General features: G+C 59.5%; 12 protein-coding genes. 11 read left to right on the plus strand and 1 reads right to left on the minus strand.

Annotation, left to right across the window (positions count from 1 at the left end):
- Positions 1-31: 31 nt before the first annotated feature.
- The 10 genes from glpK (at position 32) to ACA061_RS21250 (ending at position 11,725) form a co-directional block, all read left to right on the plus strand.
- Positions 32-1,534: a glycerol kinase GlpK gene (gene glpK, locus ACA061_RS21205; RefSeq protein WP_042560749.1), complete on the plus strand. Its 1,503-nt coding sequence runs from the start codon at positions 32-34 to the stop codon at positions 1,532-1,534.
- A 260-nt stretch (positions 1,535-1,794) separates the two neighbouring features.
- Positions 1,795-2,550 (plus strand): DeoR/GlpR family transcriptional regulator, encoded by a 756-nt coding sequence (locus tag ACA061_RS21210; RefSeq protein ID WP_007916700.1) that lies wholly within the window; start codon positions 1,795-1,797, stop codon positions 2,548-2,550.
- Between the two features lie 249 nt (positions 2,551-2,799).
- Positions 2,800-4,335 carry a glycerol-3-phosphate dehydrogenase gene (gene glpD, locus ACA061_RS21215; protein WP_497299987.1) on the plus strand — a complete coding sequence of 512 codons (1,536 nt, stop codon included), beginning with the start codon at positions 2,800-2,802 and terminating at the stop codon, positions 4,333-4,335.
- Positions 4,336-4,762: 427 nt separating this feature from the next.
- Entirely contained in the window at positions 4,763-5,677 is a 915-nt protein-coding gene (locus ACA061_RS21220) for a glutamate/aspartate ABC transporter substrate-binding protein (protein WP_042560751.1), read from the plus strand.
- A 190-nt stretch (positions 5,678-5,867) separates the two neighbouring features.
- Positions 5,868-6,614 carry an amino acid ABC transporter permease gene (locus ACA061_RS21225; RefSeq protein WP_095190466.1) on the plus strand — a complete coding sequence of 249 codons (747 nt, stop codon included), beginning with the start codon at positions 5,868-5,870 and terminating at the stop codon, positions 6,612-6,614.
- Positions 6,614-7,285, plus strand: a complete 672-nt coding sequence (locus ACA061_RS21230; RefSeq protein WP_042560753.1) for an amino acid ABC transporter permease — start codon at positions 6,614-6,616, stop codon at positions 7,283-7,285. Before ACA061_RS21225 ends, ACA061_RS21230 begins: the two co-directional genes overlap by 1 nt.
- Positions 7,282-8,016 (plus strand): amino acid ABC transporter ATP-binding protein, encoded by a 735-nt coding sequence (locus ACA061_RS21235; protein WP_042560754.1) that lies wholly within the window; start codon positions 7,282-7,284, stop codon positions 8,014-8,016. The genes ACA061_RS21230 and ACA061_RS21235 overlap by 4 nt, the downstream gene beginning before the upstream one ends.
- A 144-nt stretch (positions 8,017-8,160) precedes the next feature.
- Positions 8,161-10,062 (plus strand): two-component sensor histidine kinase AauS, encoded by a 1,902-nt coding sequence (gene aauS / locus ACA061_RS21240; RefSeq protein ID WP_497299988.1) that lies wholly within the window; start codon positions 8,161-8,163, stop codon positions 10,060-10,062.
- Positions 10,059-11,387 carry a two-component response regulator AauR gene (gene aauR, locus ACA061_RS21245; protein ID WP_497299989.1) on the plus strand — a complete coding sequence of 443 codons (1,329 nt, stop codon included), beginning with the start codon at positions 10,059-10,061 and terminating at the stop codon, positions 11,385-11,387. Before aauS ends, aauR begins: the two co-directional genes overlap by 4 nt.
- Positions 11,388-11,395: 8 nt before the next feature.
- Entirely contained in the window at positions 11,396-11,725 is a 330-nt protein-coding gene (locus ACA061_RS21250) for a GlpM family protein (RefSeq protein WP_181818525.1), read from the plus strand.
- A 143-nt stretch (positions 11,726-11,868) separates the two neighbouring features.
- Here ACA061_RS21250 and ACA061_RS21255 read toward each other — a convergent pair whose 3' ends face one another.
- The gene (locus ACA061_RS21255) at positions 11,869-12,903 is read right to left on the minus strand and encodes an alpha/beta fold hydrolase (RefSeq protein ID WP_497299990.1); all 1,035 of its coding nucleotides are present in this window, start codon (positions 12,901-12,903) and stop codon (positions 11,869-11,871) included.
- A gap of 207 nt (positions 12,904-13,110) precedes the next feature.
- On the opposite strand from ACA061_RS21255, the gene ACA061_RS21260 reads away from it, so the two are divergent.
- Positions 13,111-18,654, plus strand: a complete 5,544-nt coding sequence (locus ACA061_RS21260; RefSeq protein ID WP_497299991.1) for a dermonecrotic toxin domain-containing protein — start codon at positions 13,111-13,113, stop codon at positions 18,652-18,654.
- Positions 18,655-18,808 lie beyond the last annotated feature (154 nt).

The raw sequence follows: 18,808 nt of genomic DNA on the forward strand, positions 1-18,808 counted from the left end.
ACTCTCCCTTATTTCGTCCAAGGCAATCGACATGACCGACATTCAGAATAAGAACTACATCATTGCCCTCGATCAGGGTACGACCAGCTCCCGCGCGATCATTTTCGACCGCGATGCGAACGTGGTCTGCACCGCGCAGCGCGAATTCGCCCAGCATTACCCGCAAGCCGGTTGGGTCGAACACGACCCGATGGAAATTTTCGCCACTCAGAGCGCAGTGATGGTCGAAGCGCTGGCCCAGGCCGGTCTGCATCACGATCAGGTCGCCGCCATCGGTATCACCAACCAGCGTGAAACCACGGTGGTCTGGGACAAGACCACCGGCCGTCCGGTCTACAATGCCATCGTCTGGCAGTGCCGCCGCAGCACCGAGATCTGCCAGCAGCTCAAGCGCGATGGCCACGAAGAGTACATCCGTGACACCACAGGTCTGGTCACCGACCCGTACTTCTCTGGCACCAAATTGAAGTGGATCCTCGACAACGTCGAAGGCAGCCGCGAGCGTGCGCGCAACGGCGAATTGCTGTTCGGCACCATCGATAGCTGGCTGATCTGGAAATTCACTGGCGGCAAGGTGCACGTCACCGACTACACCAACGCCTCGCGCACCATGCTCTTCAACATTCACTCGCTTGAGTGGGACGCGAAGATGCTGGAGATCCTCGACATCCCGCGCGAAATGCTCCCGGAAGTGAAAGCTTCTTCCGAGATCTATGGCCGCACCAAAAGCGGCATTGCCATCGGCGGTATCGCTGGCGACCAGCAAGCGGCGTTGTTCGGCCAGATGTGCGTCGAGCCGGGCCAGGCGAAAAACACCTACGGCACTGGCTGCTTCCTGCTGATGAACACCGGCGACAAAGCGGTGAAATCCAAGCATGGCATGCTCACCACCATCGCTTGCGGCCCGCGTGGCGAAGTCGCTTATGCGCTGGAAGGTGCGGTATTCAACGGCGGCTCGACCGTGCAATGGCTGCGCGATGAGCTGAAAATCATCAACGACGCCCACGACACCGAATACTTCGCCAACAAGGTCAAGGACAGCAACGGCGTGTACCTGGTACCGGCCTTTACCGGTCTCGGCGCTCCGTACTGGGACCCGTATGCCCGTGGCGCGCTGTTCGGCCTGACTCGCGGCGTGCGCGTGGATCACATCATCCGCGCCGCGCTGGAATCGATTGCCTACCAGACTCGAGATGTCCTCGACGCCATGCAACAGGACTCCGGCGAACGCCTCAAAGCCCTGCGCGTAGACGGCGGCGCGGTGGCGAACAACTTCCTCATGCAGTTCCAGGCCGACATCCTCGGCACCCAGGTCGAGCGCCCGCAAATGCGCGAAACCACTGCACTGGGCGCGGCGTATCTGGCAGGTCTGGCATGCGGCTTCTGGGGCAGCCTGGATGAACTGCGTGGTAAAGCGGTGATCGAGCGTGAGTTTGAACCGAGCCTGGACGAAGTAGAAAAAGAGAAACTGTACAAAGGCTGGAAAAAAGCCGTCAGCCGCACCCGTGACTGGGCGCGCGAGGACGCTGAATAAGCCAACCTGAGGACTGACTAAAGCTGTCCAAACAGCGTGAAAGCGTAGCGAGCGAAGGCAAGACAAGGCAAAAACAGGCGAGGACGCGGAGTTTACGGGTTTGTAAATGAGCAGTCCGAGCCTGTTTTTAACGCAGGATTGCTTGCGTAACGCCGTAGGCGCCCAGCACGAAGTAGCTTTCACGTTGTTTGGAAACTGGTAGGGAGCGGATTCCTGCGTCATCATGGGCAAATTTTGCACGGCAGCCCAAAGGAAGCCCCATGAATCTGCCTCCCCGTCAGCAGCAAATCCTCGAGCTGGTCCGCGAACGCGGCTATGTGAGCATCGAGGAAATGGCCACGCTGTTCGTTGTTACCCCGCAAACCATCCGCCGCGATATCAATCAGCTCGCGGAAGCCAATCTGCTGCGTCGCTACCATGGTGGTGCGGCCTATGATTCCAGCGTCGAAAACACTGCCTATGCGATGCGCGCCGATCAGATGCGCGATGAAAAACAACGCATCGGTGAAGCCATCGCCGCACAGATTCCCGATCATGCCTCGCTGTTTATCAACATCGGCACCACCACCGAGTCGATTGCCCGCGCCCTGCTCAATCACAACCACCTGAAAATCATCACCAATAACCTGCACGTGGCGTCGATGCTCAGTGCCAAGGATGATTTCGATGTGCTGCTGACCGGTGGCAATGTCCGTCGCGATGGCGGTGTGGTGGGTCAGGCGAGTGTGGATTTCATCAATCAGTTCAAGGTTGATTTCGCGCTGGTCGGTATCAGTGGTATCGACGAGGACGGCAGTCTGCTCGACTTCGATTATCAGGAGGTCCGGGTTTCGCAGGCGATCATCGCCAATGCACGCCAGGTGATTCTGGCAGCGGACTCGAGCAAGTTCGGACGTAACGCGATGATCCGGCTCGGGCCGATCAGCCTGATTGATTGCCTGGTGACCGACCAGCAACCGGTGCCGGCATTGGCGCAGTTGTTGAGCCAGCACAAGATTCGGCTGGAAGTGGTTTAACCCCCCCCCAAAGATCAAAAGATCGCAGCCTTCGGCAGCTCCTACAGGTCAAATGAACCCATGTAGGAGCTGCCGCAGGCTGCGATCTTTTGCTTTTAATGTTCGAAAATTTTCCTTTCCCAGCCCTTCGATGAGTTTTTTCAATCGAATGCGACTGGCTGTGCGCGTGTTTATGGGCTACCATTTTCGCAAATGAACATTAATGTTCGAATTCAAATATAGAAAATCACAAGAGCCCGAGGCCAGCCGATGTCCACATCTACCTTGCGTACGCCCCCTATCTCCGAGATCTACGACATCGCCGTCATCGGTGGCGGGATCAATGGGGTGGGGATCGCAGCGGATGCCGCCGGTCGCGGTCTCTCGGTGTTCCTTTGCGAAAAGGATGACCTCGCCAGCCACACCTCGTCGGCCAGCAGCAAGCTGATCCACGGCGGCCTGCGCTATCTCGAACATTACGAGTTCCGCCTGGTGCGTGAAGCGCTGGCTGAACGTGAAGTGTTGCTTGCCAAGGCACCGCACATCGTCAAGCCGATGCGCTTCGTGCTGCCCCACCGTCCGCACCTGCGTCCAGCGTGGATGATTCGTGCCGGTCTGTTCCTTTACGACAACCTCGGCAAGCGCGAAAAACTCGCAGGTTCGCGCAGTCTCAAGTTCGACGCCGACAGCGCACTGAAAAGCGAAATCACCAAAGGCTTCGAATACTCCGACTGCTGGGTCGACGACGCCCGCCTCGTGGTGTTGAACGCCATGGCTGCCCGGGAAAAAGGCGCCCATGTGCACACCCAGACTCGCTGCGTCAGCGCCCGCCGCGCCAAAGGCTTGTGGCATCTGAATCTTGAGCGTGCCGACGGCAGCCTGTTCTCGATCACCGCCAAAGCACTGGTAAACGCCGCGGGTCCGTGGGTTGCCAAATTCATTCGCGACGACCTGAAGATGGAGTCGCCATACGGCATCCGTCTGATTCAGGGCAGCCACATCATCGTGCCGAAGCTCTATGAAGGCGAACATGCGCACATTCTGCAAAACGAAGATCAGCGCATCGTTTTCACTATTCCGTACCTGAACCATTTCACCTTGATCGGCACCACCGACCGCGAGTACACCGGCGATCCAGCCAAAGTGGCGATCACCGACGGCGAAACCGATTACCTGCTGAAAGTGGTCAACGCTCACTTCAAGAAGCAAGTCAGCCGCGACGAAATCCAGCACAGCTACTCGGGTGTGCGTCCGCTGTGCAACGACGAATCCGATAACCCGTCGGCCGTGACCCGTGATTACACCCTGGCGTTGTCGGGTGGCGGTGAAGAAGCACCGCTGTTGTCAGTATTCGGCGGCAAGTTGACCACCTACCGCAAACTCGCCGAGTCGGCGATGGCGCAGTTGATGCCGTACTTCACCCAGATGCGCCCGAGTTGGACGGCTTCGGCGACCCTGCCCGGCGGCGAAGACATGACCACACCGCAGGCCTTGAGCGCGTTGATCCGCGACAAGTTCGACTTCGTGCCAACCGAGATCGCCCGCCGCTGGTCCACCACCTACGGCAGCCGCACCTGGCGCATGCTCGAAGGCGTAGAAACCCTCGCCGACATGGGTGAGCACATTGGTGGCGGGCTCTACACCCGCGAAGTGGATTACCTGTGCAGCGAGGAATGGGCAACGACGGCGCACGACATTCTGTGGCGTCGCAGCAAGCTGGGGTTGTTCACCACACCCGCCGAGCAGGAGAAACTGGCGGCGTATCTGGGCAAGGTCGAGCAGAATCGCAAGATTGAAGCGGCCTGATCTACACATCGCTTAAACGAAAGCCCCTGAATTGTGAGATTCAGGGGCTTTTTCGTATATCGGGAAGACACTATCCCTGTAGGAGTGAGCCTGCTCGCGATCGCAATACATCCGTCACAAATAAGTTGCCTGGTCTGACGCTATCGCGAGCAGGCTCACTCCTACAGAAATGCGTTCGGATTTCCGAACGCGACCTGTTAGTCAATTCGGTTAACCGGATCAGCCACACCACAAAAATCCGCCACAAAAGTTTAATAGCTTTATAAATCATATAGTTAGGCATTCGCGACTGGTATGGCACGACTCATGCTCTACACTCTCTCGACGAATGCCTGTTGTGCCAACACTTCAGGAGCCGTCAGGCATTCGAAGCACAAAAGGGCCGACAAACTGGCTCCATAAAAAAAACAATGTCGAGGAAAATTTGATGCGCATCGTTCCCCATATCCTGGGCGCAGCCATTGCTGCCGCTCTGATCAGCACGCCAGTTTTCGCAGCCGAACTCACCGGCACCCTGAAGAAGATCAAAGAGTCCGGTGTCATTACCCTGGGCCACCGCGATGCCTCCATCCCGTTTTCCTACATCGCTGATGCCTCCGGCAAACCGGTCGGCTACTCGCACGATATCCAGCTGGCCATCGTCGAAGCGATCAAGAAAGACCTCGACCTTCCAAACCTGCAGGTCAAATACAACCTGGTAACCTCGCAAACCCGTATTCCGCTGGTGCAGAACGGCACCGTGGATGTCGAGTGCGGCTCCACCACCAACAACGTCGAGCGTCAGCAGCAGGTTGACTTCTCCGTCGGCATCTTCGAAATCGGTACCCGTCTGCTGTCCAAGGTTGACTCCAAGTACAAGGATTTCGACGACCTTAAAGGCAAGAACGTCGTGACCACCGCCGGAACCACGTCCGAGCGCATCCTCAAGGCGATGAATGCCGACAAGCAGATGGGCATGAACGTCATCTCCGCCAAAGACCACGGTGAATCCTTCCAGATGCTGGAATCGGGTCGTGCCGTTGCGTTCATGATGGACGACGCACTGCTGGCCGGCGAAGCGGCCAAGGCCAAGAAAGCCACCGACTGGGCCGTGACCGGTACTCCACAGTCCTACGAAATCTACGGCTGCATGATGCGCAAAGGCGACGAGCCGTTCAAAAAGGCTGTGGATGACGCCATCAAGGCGACCTACGCATCGGGCGCGATCACCAAGATCTACGACAAGTGGTTCATGGCGCCGATCCCACCAAAAGGCCTGAACCTGAACTTCCCGATGAGCGACGAGCTCAAGGCCCTGATCGCCAATCCGACCGATAAAGCGGCTGACGACAAGAAATCCTGATTTCTGACTAACCTTATCTCCTGAAGGGGCTCGGCCCTTTCAGGAGTTTGTCACTCCCTGCTGGCACATTCTGGAAACACTCGAACCGGTGGCTGTCGAGCCGATCGCGTGTGCCTGATCTTCACGATCAGAGGGAACGGAGTTTCCCAGGCGGGCACTTGTATATCGATCGAATCGAGGGGAGACCCTAATGAATTACAACTGGGACTGGGGCGTGTTCTTCAAGTCCACCGGCGTGGGCAGCGAGACCTATCTCGACTGGTTCATTTCCGGTCTGGGCTGGACCATCGCCATCGCCATCGTGGCCTGGATCATCGCTCTGCTGCTGGGCTCGATACTGGGCGTCATGCGCACCGTGCCGAACCGCATCGTGTCGGGCATTGCGACCTGCTACGTCGAGCTGTTCCGTAACGTGCCACTGCTGGTTCAGCTGTTCATCTGGTACTTCCTGGTGCCCGACCTGCTGCCGGCGGACCTGCAAGAGTGGTACAAGCAGGACCTCAACCCGACCACTTCGGCCTACCTGAGCGTGGTCGTGTGCCTGGGTCTGTTCACCGCCGCGCGTGTTTGCGAACAGGTACGTACCGGCATCCAGGCGTTGCCGCGTGGCCAGGAATCGGCCGCCCGCGCCATGGGCTTCAAGCTGCCGCAAATCTACTGGAACGTGCTGCTGCCCCAGGCCTACCGGATCATCATTCCGCCGCTTACCTCGGAATTCTTGAACGTCTTCAAGAACTCCTCCGTGGCCTCGCTGATCGGGCTGATGGAGCTGCTCGCGCAGACCAAACAGACCGCCGAGTTCTCGGCCAACCTGTTTGAAGCGTTCACCCTCGCTACCCTGATTTATTTCACCCTGAACATGAGCCTCATGCTGCTGATGCGCGTGGTCGAGAAGAAAGTTGCCGTGCCCGGCCTGATCTCCGTGGGGGGTAAATAATGGAATTTGATTTCAGTGGCATCGTCCCGGCCATTCCCGGCTTGTGGAACGGCATGGTGATGACCCTCAAGCTGATGGCGATGGGCGTGGTGGGCGGGATCATTCTCGGCACCATCCTGGCGCTGATGCGCCTGTCCTCGAGCAAACTGCTGTCGCGGGTTGCCGGCGCCTACGTCAACTATTTCCGTTCGATCCCGCTGTTGTTGGTGATCACCTGGTTCTATCTGGCGGTGCCGTTCGTGCTGCGCTGGATCACCGGCGAAGACACCCCGATCGGTGCGTTCACCTCGTGCATCGTCGCGTTCATGATGTTTGAAGCGGCTTACTTCTGCGAAATCGTCCGCGCCGGTGTGCAGTCGATTCCCAAAGGTCAGATGGGTGCTGCGCAGGCGCTGGGCATGAGCTACGGACAGATGATGCGTCTGATCATCCTGCCGCAAGCGTTTCGCAAGATGACCCCGCTGTTGCTGCAACAGAGCATCATTCTGTTCCAGGACACCTCGCTGGTTTACACCGTGGGCCTGGTGGACTTCCTCAATGCCTCGCGCGCCAGTGGCGACATCATTGGCCGTTCCAATGAGTTCCTGATCTTCGCAGGTCTCGTGTACTTCACAATCAGCTTTGCCGCCTCGCTGCTGGTCAAGCGTCTGCAAAAAAGGTTCGCCGTATGATCTCTATCAAGAACATCAACAAGTGGTATGGGGACTTCCAGGTGCTGACTGATTGCAGCACCGAGGTCAAAAAAGGCGAAGTGATCGTGGTTTGCGGCCCGTCAGGTTCCGGCAAGTCGACCCTGATCAAATGCGTCAACGCGCTGGAACCGTTCCAGAAAGGCGACATCGTGGTCGACGGCACTTCGATCGCCGACCCGAAGACCAACCTGCCGAAACTGCGCTCGCGCGTGGGCATGGTGTTCCAGCATTTCGAACTGTTCCCGCACCTGACCATAACCGAAAACCTGACCATCGCGCAGATCAAGGTGTTGGGCCGCAGCAAGGAAGAGGCGACCAAAAAAGGTCTGCAACTGCTGGAGCGCGTCGGCCTGTCGGCTCACGCCCACAAGCATCCTGGTCAACTGTCCGGCGGTCAGCAGCAGCGTGTGGCGATTGCCCGTGCGCTGGCAATGGACCCGATCGTCATGCTGTTCGACGAACCGACCTCGGCGCTCGACCCGGAAATGGTCAACGAAGTGCTCGACGTGATGGTGCAACTGGCCCAGGAAGGCATGACCATGATGTGCGTGACCCACGAAATGGGCTTCGCGCGCAAAGTGGCTGACCGCGTGATCTTCATGGACGCCGGCAAAATCATCGAAGACTGCCCGAAAGAAGAGTTCTTCGGCGACATCAGCGCCCGCTCCGAACGCGCGCAGCACTTCCTTGAGAAAATCCTGCAGCACTAAAAGCAACACAGGCTTCCCCTGTAGGAGCTGCCGCAGGCTGCGATCTTTTGATTGTGAGTTTGAAGATCAAAAGATCGCAGCCTGCGGCAGCTCCTACAAGGGATCGCCATAGCTTGTTGTTGTGGTTGACCCAAGGCATCTGTGATGAAATGCGACCCCAATCTCTATCGCGCCGCGCCGCCATCACTTGCCGTGAAGCCCCGTCTGATTCGTCATCTGTTCCTGCCGCCACTGGTCATCGCCCTGATGGTCGGCCTGGGTTTTATCGGCTTCTGGACCAGTGAACATTTCGGCATCCGCAGCCTTGGCGAGAACGGCCAGCGTCAGCTGGAGTTGCACGCCCGCGCCGTCGAGAGCGAGATCAGCAAATACACCTACCTCCCCAGCCTGCTGGAGCTGGAAACCAGTGTCCCGCAATTGCTCGCCAACCCGACCCCGGAACACCGGCAAACGGTCAACGACTACCTTGAAGGCCTGAACCGGCGCAGCCGCAGTCGGGCCATCTACGTGATGGACACCACCGGCCGCGTAATGGCCACCAGCAACTGGCGCGATGTCGACAGTTATCTGGGCGAAGACCTGTCCTTCCGTGCTTATTTTCAGAAAGCCATACGCGGTGAACCCGGGCGCTTCTACGGCATCGGCAGCACCAACGGCGAACCCGGCTACTACCTCGCCCACGGCCTCGAAGAACACGGCAAGATCATCGGCGTTGCCGTGGTCAAAGTGCGCCTCGAAGCCATGGAAGAACGCTGGCAACGGGCGCGCCTGGAAGCGTTTGTCAGCGATGAAAACGGCATCATCATTCTGTCCAGCGATCCGGCCAGACGCCTTAAATCGGTCATCCCGCTGAGTGACGAAGTCAAAGAGAAACTCGCCCGCAGCTTGCAGTACTACTGGTTCCCGCTCACCGAGCTGCAACCGCTGGCTCGGGAAACCTTGTCCGAAGGCGTGGAAAAACTCACCTTCCCGGCCAACAGTGAAGTGCAGTCTGACGAAGACGACATCAGTTATCTGGCACAGACGCGGCCTCTTGGCGATACACCGTGGAATTTCACCCTGCTGACGCCGCTTCAGGATTTGCGCCGCGAAGCGATCAACCAAGGCATTCTGGTCGCTGTCGCATTTGCCTTGGTGGCGTTCCTGCTGATTGCCTGGAATGAGCGGCGCAAGGTCATCGCCACCCGTCTCGCCGCCCGCGAAGCCTTGCAGGAAGCCAACAATCAACTGGAGCGTCGGATTACCGAACGCACCGCCGACCTGCGTGCCAGCAACGACCGACTCAAGAGTCAGATCCGCGAGCGCCGGCAGGCTGAAGAGACGCTGCGCCGGGCCCAGGATGAACTGGTGCAGGCCGGCAAACTTGCCGCCATCGGCCAGATGTCCACGAGCATCGCCCACGAATTGAACCAGCCGCTGGCGGCCATGCGCACGTTGTCGGGCAATACCGTGCGTTTTCTCGAGCGCGGTCAGCTCGATGTCGCCAGCACCAATCTCAAAACCATCAACGACCTGATCGACCGCATGGGCCGGATCACCGCCAGCCTGCGCTCGTTTGCCCGGCGTGGTGACAATCAGGGCCAGGCCAGCCTCGGCAAAGCCGTAGACGCGGCGCTGCAATTGCTCGGAGCGCGGCTGGAAAATCCGGCGCTGCAACTGCACCGACAATTCATTGATGTGCAGCTGCACATCGACCAGACCCGCCTCGAACAGATTCTGGTCAACCTGATCGGCAACGCCCTCGACGCCATGCAGGCGCAACCGCTGCCGCAACTGTGGCTGGAAGGTGAAGAGTTCAATGGCAAATATCGCCTGCGCGTGCGCGACAACGGCCACGGTGTCGACGCCGAGGCGCGCAAGCATCTGTTCGAACCGTTCTTCACCACCAAGCCCGGCGAACAAGGCCTGGGCCTGGGCCTGACGCTTTCCGCCAGCCTCGCCGCCGCTACGGGCGGACATTTGGGTGTCGAACACCCTGGTGGCGGCGGTACCACTTTCGTTCTCAGTTTACCGTTGGTAAGCCCTACCCCTGCCGAGCCAATATGAACCAAGACCTCAGTGTATTGATCGTCGAAGACGACCCCCATGTGTTGCTCGGCTGCCAGCAAGCGCTGACGCTGGAAGACATCCCCAGCATTGGCGTCGGCAGTGCCGAAGAGGCGCTGGAGCGTATCGGCGACAACTTTGCCGGTATCGTCATCAGCGACATTCGTCTGCCCGGTATCGATGGCCTGGAGCTGCTGACCCGGCTCAAGCAACGCGACCGCAGCCTGCCGGTGGTGCTGATTACCGGGCACGGCGACATCTCCATGGCAGTCGGCGCAATGCAGAAAGGCGCCTACGACTTCATGGAGAAACCGTTCTCGCCGGAGCGCCTGGTCGATGTTGCACGCCGTGCGCTGGAGCAACGCAGCCTCGCCCGCGAAGTCTCGTCGCTGCGTCGGCAACTGGCCGAGCGGGATTCGCTTGAAGGCCGGATCATCGGGCGCTCGCCGGCCATGCAGAACCTGCGCGAGTTGATCGCCAACGTCGCCGACACCTCGGCCAACGTCCTGATCGAAGGCGAAACCGGCACCGGTAAAGAACTGGTCGCCCGTTGCCTGCACGATTTCAGTCGGCGCCACAGCAAGCAGTTCGTAGCGCTGAACTGCGGCGGCTTGCCGGAGAACCTTTTCGAAAGCGAGATCTTCGGTCACGAGGCCAACGCGTTTACCGGCGCCGGCAAGCGCCGCATCGGCAAGATCGAACACGCCGACGGCGGCACGCTGTTCCTTGATGAAGTGGAAAGCATGCCGCTGCCGCTGCAAATCAAACTGCTGCGCGTTTTGCAGGAACGCACCCTCGAACGCCTCGGTTCGAACCAGAGCGTGGCGGTGGATTGCCGAGTGATTGCGGCGACCAAATCCGACCTCGACGAATCGAGCAAGGCCGGCGAATTCCGCAGCGACCTTTATTACCGTCTCAATGTGGTGACGCTGGAATTGCCACCACTGCGCGAACGCCGCGAAGACATCCTGCAACTGTTCGAACACTTCACCCAGCAATCGGCCTTGCGCTTCGACCGCGCGCTACCGGACATGGACAACCAGACCCTATCGAACCTGATGAGCCACGACTGGCCGGGCAACGTGCGTGAACTGCGCAACGTCGCCGAGCGTTTTGCCCTCGGTTTGCCGGCGTTCAAGAAAACCGGTGCTGGCAGCGCGGGCCAGGGTTTGGCGTTTGCCGAAGCGGTGGAAGCCTTCGAACGCAACCTGCTCAGCGACGCGCTGCAACGCAGCGGCGGCAACCTGACCCAGGCCAGTCTGGAACTGGGCATGGCCAAGACCACGCTATTCGACAAAGTCAAAAAATACGGGTTGAGCCACTGATGGATCTGTTGCTGAAAGCGGCACTCGGTGCCGCGGTTGTGCTGATTCTCGCGGCGCTGGCCAAGACGAAGAACTACTACATCGCGGGGTTGGTGCCGCTGTTCCCGACGTTTGCGCTGATTGCTCACTACATCGTCGGCAAGGGCCGCTCGGTTGATGACCTGAAGACCACCATCGTCTTCGGCATGTGGTCGATCATTCCGTACTTTGTGTATCTGGCGACGTTGTATGTGATGGTCGACCGGATGCGGCTGGAGGCTTCGCTGGCCGTGGCGGCGGTGGCCTGGTTGATGGCGGCGACGGTGTTGGTTTCGGTTTGGGTGCGCGTACATGGCTAACGTCTACCCCTGTAGGAGCTGCCGAAGGCTCGGGCCGCGATCGGACGATCTTTTGATCCTGACCTTTTAAAAACAAGATCAAAAGATCGCAGCCTTCGGCAGCTCCTACAGGGGAACGCATTCCTGTGTGGGAGCGGACGCAGCTACAGCAGATTACGCCCCACCACCGGCTCAATCTGCGCCCAATGCGAAGTGTCTTCGCGGTGCGCCTGCAAATACGGCAATACCGCCGCCAGCAACGGTTCCTTGAACGCTTCCTGAAACCGGTGGGCCAGCCCCGGAATCAGCTTCAACTGACTGCCGCGAATGTGCGCCGCCAAATGCACACCATGCATGACCGGCAGCAACGGATCGGCCGTGCCGTGCACCACCAGCGTCGGCACGCGTAACTGGTTGAGCAGCGCCACCCGGCTCGGCTCGGCCAGAATCGCCATGATCTGGCGCTTGACGCCTTCCGGGTTGAACGCGCGATCGTAGGAAGCCGCCGCTTGATGCAACAACTCCTGGCGATCATCGCTGACCGCCGGGCTGCCGAGCGCCGCTAGTAAATCCGCCTGCTGCTCCAGCGCCACCTCTCGGTTCGGTGCACCACGTCGCGCCAGCAATTGCACCAGCGCCGCGTTGGGTGCCGGCAACCCTTCGGCGCCGGAGCTGGTCATGATCAGCGTCAGACTTTCCACCCGTTGCGGCGCCATGGCCGCCATGTGCTGGGCGATCATCCCGCCCATGCTCGCACCGAGCACATGGAATTGCTCGACATGCAGCGCGTCCATCAGGCCCAGCGCATCGTCGGCCATGTCCGTGAGGCTGTACGGCGCCGACACCGGCAGTCCGAGTTTGTAGCGCAGCACTTCAAAGGTCAGGTTGGCCTCCACCGGTGCCTGCCGCCAGGTCGATAAACCGACATCGCGGTTGTCGTAGCGAATCACCCGAAAGCCCTGCTGACACAGCGCCTCAACCACCTCATCCGGCCAATGGATCAACTGCCCGCCCAACCCCATCACCAACAGCAATGCCGGATCCGACGCACGACCGATGCTCTGGTAGGCAAGGCTCACCTGCGCCAGATCGACCCGTTCGGTCGGTACATTCACATCACAGCGCGACGCCGCAGAAGCCGGCAAGCCGAACAAAAGCGCGGCCAGAACGGCCGCGATCGAGAAAAAAACCTTACCCATGGAAAAACACCGAAACGCAGAACCCCAGTAGAGCGCGAGTCTGATGAAGTTTGTACAAGCGCGCTGCCACAGTTCGATGACAGTTTGATGAAGAGTGCCGAGCGGTCGCCCGGCAATAACTATGTACCGCCATCGAGGCCGACAAATTCAATGCAATGGCCGTGACAAGAAGCGGAGTTCCGCTTCACACAGCGAGCAATTGCGACCATGCCAGATTTTATACTTCTCGATTATCCCATCCTGAGTTCGTCTTCCCCGCCGACCGAAACACGCTTGCCGGACACCTACGACGACGCCCTGCTCTTGACCGCTTCGCAGCGCTGGCGTGACAGTAGCGAGGGTTTGCGTGAGCTGATTGTCGGTATTCCGGCCGCCCGCGACACCCTCGCTCGGTCGCTGGAACTGAAATGGGATCTGGGCGAGCCAGACATCGGCCTGCAATTTGCGGCCACCGAGCAACGCCCTGAACACTTCGTCCCGCTGGTCCAGGCGTGCGCCTTTGTCTTCCAGCATCCGACACTGCCTGACACGCTCAATCAGCAGTGCAAGGTGATCGGCCTGCCGACGACGCATGCGCTGTTCACGCGGACACCGCAACAATTGCTGGAACGGATCAAGACACTCGACCCGGAACAAGTCCTGCGCACCGCCTGGAATGAGTATTGGGATGAGCGCGCGCCGGGTACACCGGTGTCACGCCGTGAACGGGCCCGGCAGTTTTACTGCGAGCATCTGGAAGCCACTGCTCAAGTGGCCCTCGCCCGCCGCCAACTGACCGCGGCACAACTCAAGCCCTTGGCATTGCTGATGGATGCGAGCAGCGCCACGGCGCAGGTCACCACCCAGACACTGGCGCTGGTGATGAGCAACGGCAGCAAAGTGAAGATTCCCGCCGCGTGGGTGATCAACTTCGCAAACGCCGCGCCGCTCCCGCATTGGCTGTATCTGCCGTTGTGCGCCGAGGCATTCAAGGGGTTCGCCGGGCGCACCGAACTTGAGGCCTGGCTGACCGATCAGAATCTGGTTCCACGTGGGTTGCCCAGCGCTGGCATGGGATTCGAATACACCGACCGCGATCTGCCTTTGAGCACGGGCATGACCGACCTGCTGGAGCATTTGCGCAAGGCGCAGATTGATGCGCTACGCAATAGCCGGATCGCCGCGCCAGACTTTGCCGAACACGCCGGCAGCGCCCTCGATCATGCCGATCTGACTGACCGCCAACGCAGCACCACCGGCGTATTCGCCTCGCCACCGCGCATGACGCCTGACGTGAGCGAAGACGATGAGCCGTCATTGTTCGGCAGTCTGCACGCCGAGATACCCTGGGCGCTTCGTCAGGCGGCATTGGGCCGTCAGCGCACTGCCCTGGAAACGCTGCGCGGTATCGCGCAAGAAAGCAGCACATTACAGCCGGTCAAGGATGCACACGCGGCACTGGAAAACGCCGAACAAGCCGCCGACACAGCGATCACCGCCCTGCTGACAGGTTCGCGCGCTACCGATCCGGCCACGTTCGAGCGTCAACTCACCGCCCTGCATAAAGCCCACAAGGACGGTTTGCAGGCGGAAATCAACGCGCAATATTTGCTCGAACAAGTGACCATTGAGGAGCGCGAACGGGTCAATGCGCTACTGGATACCCCGACCAATCCGGGGGCCGGGCACAGGGCCGCGAGTCTGATCGTGAGCCTGAGCGAGCACACCGCTGACAAGCACACACTCACGACGCAGGCACTCAAGGGCCCGTTCGTGATGACGCACCCGGATGCGCTGCTCGACCCGGCATCGGCGCACAGCATGTTGCTGTACTGGCCGGGCACCGGCGGTGGCCTGCAGACATTCGCTGATCGTCGGTCGCTGGAAAACCGCGTGTTCAAAATCACCACGCAGGACAAGACCCGCACCCTGCAACTGAAGGCAATCGAGACAGATCCACTGCGACACGCCTTGAATGGCCTGATCGGCGAATTCGAAGAGCAAGCCGCAGCAATCCGCACACGCCTTGGCGCCGACGCGCAGGCAGCCGAACAAGCCGAGCAACTGAGCATGTTGCGCGAACGCTTCAACGCCGCCCTGCAAGTGCCCGTGCATGCGGCGCGCAGCCTGGCGCTGATGCATGTGCAGGAGCAAGAGCGAACGGCCACGCTGGTCGCCAACCTGCCCGACTGGCTGGGCAACCTGCCAGTCACCGAGCGCGTCGCCCTCAACACCGAGATCCACGCGTTCATCAAGGCCATGCAACTGAGCCACGCCTTGATGACCACCGCGTTGGAGCCACGCGACGACTTCACTCGCAAGCACTTGCATGCGCGTTTGCGCAAAGACTTTTCGCTGCAGGGTGATTTCACGGTCACCCTGGATTTGCCCGATGAGGTCAAATGGGAAACCCGATACAGCGCCGGGCCCACGGCCCCCGTGCGATCGTCGGTGATGGTTGCCGGTGACAAGCGCAGTCATCTCACGCTTGAAGAACTGGCGCAGCTCAACCTCGACAAAGAGCAATCGGTGCAACAGGACTCGCTGTCGCAGCGACTGATATTCATGCGGTTGAAGGTGATCGCGGCGAATCGTCAGGACCGTATCCGATTGCTCAACGGCGTCAACCTGATCTATTTGCGCAAAGTGCTGCCCGAACTGGATCTTCCCAAGGCCTATGAACGTCAGATCTACGAGGCCTTCCGAGGGGCTAGCGGCGCGTCCGCGTTCACTTTGGCGCATCACCGCGAATGCCTGATCGAGCCCTGGCGCCAGACCCTCAGGTTACAAGGCCGTTTTGCCCGTTTGCAGGGTCATATCAACGACAGCCACCTGCAAATACTGGAAATCGCGATCAGCGCCGACCATGCACAGGCGTGGAACAGGCATAACCAACGCGTGGTCATCCTGCCCGCCATCCTGACCATGGGCGGCAAGGACACCCCGCGTCAAGGGCCCAGCACGCTATCGGGTGTGACCTTTATCCAGGAGCAAGTCAGCGGCGTCACTCTGGTGTATCTGCCCGAGAGCCCGGATGGCCGGTTTTTGCGTTCATACGACAACCTGCAAACGGCACGCTTGGGGCTGTACAGGCTTTGCCAGCAAGACTCGATGATCACCTATGTGGCCGGGCGTACGGTCCACGGCAATGTGCGCGCTCATAAAAGTCGTATCAATGAAGCCGTGTACAGACGCTTTGACGCGATGATCGGCGTTGGCACGCGCTGGCCGGCGACCACCTCCCTGGCCGCGCACCTGCTCGATGCGCACATGGGCCGACTGATCATGGCGCACCGCGATACCTCCCGTTCCAATGATGAGCTGTATCTGGAACGTTTCGCGCTGCGCGGCCCGCGTGCGTTCAACTACTTGAAGATGGCGCTCGGCATGCTGCCCTTCATCGGCACCGCCATCGCGTTCTACGATGCCTGGACTGCGGCGAACCAGGCGGTGGCGGCGTTCTTGCGCGGCGAGATCGGCGATGGGCTGGAAGAACTGGCAACGATGTTGTTGTGCCTGATCGACGCGGCGGTCGACCTGCTTCCCGGTGAAGCGCTGACCGGTGTCCTGTCGCGCACCGCCCGCGCATTGACGCGTATGCGCCAGGCGCAGCGGCTGCTGCGCAATGTGGCGGCACTGCATGGCAACAGCCAGCGCCAGGCCCGTCACCTGCTCGCACGCTTCGCCAGATACGAGTATGAACAACCGATTTCGCTGGCCGGCCTGCAAACAGGCAACCACGGTATTTATCGCGGGATCTACCGCCATGCCGACGGTGACTTCATTGTCCGTCAGGGCCGGATCTTCGAGGTTCAACTCGACACCAGCGCACGCTTCTGGCGTTTGCGCGGTACCCGCCAGGCCACCTACAGGCAACCGATTGCCCTGGATGAAACCGGCCAGTGGGACACCTGGTTCGGCGTTCATGGCACAACATTCGAAGGCGGTGGACTCGGCGGCGGTAATGTCGCCGGGCATCTGGCCGACGCGCTTGAACCGATCTGGCCGCAGGTCATTCGGCAACGCTTGCCGCGCTGGTGGGTGGATCGAACGCATCGCCGTTATCAATACCTGGCCATTCAGGCCAACGCCTCGGCCCCCGAATTCCGTTTGCGCATCAGAAACAGCGACGTTGCGATAAACCGCCTCGCAGCGACACCAGCGGAAAAAGTAAGCCGGCCCTTGGTTGCGGCGTCTGAAGCCGCCGCTGTCGGCGACATTGAGCTGGGAAAGCGGCGTTACCAGACGTTGGTCGAACTGGAGGCGGTGTCCACTGGCGATGTACGCCGTATGGTGAACGAGCAGCAAAGCTATCCGGCCTCGATGGTGGCGGACCGGTACCTACACCGCGTGAATCATTACTACTGGTCGAATACCCATTACCGCAAAATCGAGGCACTGAACGCACAACTGCGTGCGTTGCCGGAAGACGCCTACGCCAAGCTGAGGGAAGTGCATAAACAGATACGCGAACACCGTGTCGAGATGCTGTCCGAACTGGATCAGATTGAAACCCTGAGAAATGAGGCAAACCACTGGTACAGACGCATCGGGAAGGCAGACGACAGGCAAAGGCTAGCGGACCGTTTGGGGCAAGTTAACGACGCTTACAGCGATTTTCGGCTGACTGAAAGGAGGGTCTCACATCGGTATCACGCGGTTTATCGATCCGGTATTCCCAAAGAGATGGCGTGGTATCACCTCAATGATCAGATACGCGATTTGCATGGAAAATTCAGACGTACTCTGGACACACATCGTGCCTTGGCATTGGCTGAAGTCACGTCCGAACAACGCGATCAAATCCTTCAACGCTGCGTAGATGTGTACACGGAGTTCAGTCGCGAGATGAAAGTCTGGACCAGCGGTTATCCGCAGCTTTTCTACGAGGACATGGTCGACCCATTGTTGTCCGGAATTGATTTGCTCACCGACCATGCTCGCAAGAACATCGCGCGCCCGCGGCCCGTGCGTACTACGCAAAAGGCAGGAAAAATACCGCCCAAGGTCTTCCCTACTGAAGATGAATACTGGCTGATCGGGACGGAAAATTGGGATCCGAAAACCAAAAAGTACGAATACACGATGAAAAACGGCGAAGTCTGGGAAGAAACCGCCAACCAGAAATATCGCCTGAAAGCATCGGCAATCGTGCCCCCGCGGCAGGAACAGCCAGACCTCGCGGCGTTGCTGGCCGAAGCACGCACGCGCCTCGATTCGCAAGCGACTTACCTGGGGCGGGTTCAGTCATACGCCGATAAAGGCATGCTGCCGGTCAATGTGGAACACATGATGGTCAGTGAATCCGCCGAACTGACGCGCCGGGCCGATCGTATCCATGCGCTTTCGCCACAAGACCCGATGATTGTCGAACTGCGCACCACCGCCACCGAGCTGACAGCCACCGGCCGCGCCTTGCGCACCCGCCAGTCACTGACCAGCAAGAAACCCACCGACGGCATGCTGCTGGATCTGATCGGACAAAACGCCGTGACCATTCGCAAGGTCGCACCGCTGAAAGATCTTGGCAAAAAAACTCGAAAGGACTTCATGCAGGAATATGAAATCCGGAATCAGACCCTCATCCCCAATGAACTGCTGTGGTACGCGCACTTTCACTATTCCAGTGCAACGCCCGTACTGCGCGCGTTCGAGAAAGCCCATCTGAAACTGCCCGAACACCGTTTTCTGACCCACGCCGATGATGCCAGCCTGCCCTACGCCGATATCGGCAAGCAGTCGGCAGTGCTGGTGCATTTCGAAGGGCTCTAAGCTTCGTTGCCAGGCAGCAACCCCGTTGAGCTATCGGCTGCAACGGGGTTGCTGCCTGGCAACGCACGCGTCCTGAGCACCGGAAAAATGCACAGAGGCGATATCCCTGTACCGCCACGCGCTGTGTCCACTGACTTTCAATAGCTCGCAAGAG

The sequence above is a fragment of the Pseudomonas sp. LBUM1668 genome (assembly GCF_059695715.1).

Excerpts from the sequence above, each read along its gene's own strand:
- glpK (WP_042560749.1), top strand. The coding sequence starts at position 32 with ATGACCGACATTCAGAATAAGAACTACATCATTGCCCTCGATCAGGGT.
- ACA061_RS21210 (WP_007916700.1), top strand. The coding sequence starts at position 1,795 with ATGAATCTGCCTCCCCGTCAGCAGCAAATCCTCGAGCTGGTCCGCGAA.
- glpD (WP_497299987.1), top strand. The coding sequence starts at position 2,800 with ATGTCCACATCTACCTTGCGTACGCCCCCTATCTCCGAGATCTACGAC.
- ACA061_RS21220 (WP_042560751.1), top strand. The coding sequence starts at position 4,763 with ATGCGCATCGTTCCCCATATCCTGGGCGCAGCCATTGCTGCCGCTCTG.
- ACA061_RS21225 (WP_095190466.1), top strand. The coding sequence starts at position 5,868 with ATGAATTACAACTGGGACTGGGGCGTGTTCTTCAAGTCCACCGGCGTG.
- ACA061_RS21230 (WP_042560753.1), top strand. The coding sequence starts at position 6,614 with ATGGAATTTGATTTCAGTGGCATCGTCCCGGCCATTCCCGGCTTGTGG.
- ACA061_RS21235 (WP_042560754.1), top strand. The coding sequence starts at position 7,282 with ATGATCTCTATCAAGAACATCAACAAGTGGTATGGGGACTTCCAGGTG.
- aauS (WP_497299988.1), top strand. The coding sequence starts at position 8,161 with ATGAAATGCGACCCCAATCTCTATCGCGCCGCGCCGCCATCACTTGCC.
- aauR (WP_497299989.1), top strand. The coding sequence starts at position 10,059 with ATGAACCAAGACCTCAGTGTATTGATCGTCGAAGACGACCCCCATGTG.
- ACA061_RS21255 (WP_497299990.1), bottom strand. The coding sequence starts at position 12,903 with ATGGGTAAGGTTTTTTTCTCGATCGCGGCCGTTCTGGCCGCGCTTTTG.
- ACA061_RS21260 (WP_497299991.1), top strand. The coding sequence starts at position 13,111 with ATGCCAGATTTTATACTTCTCGATTATCCCATCCTGAGTTCGTCTTCC.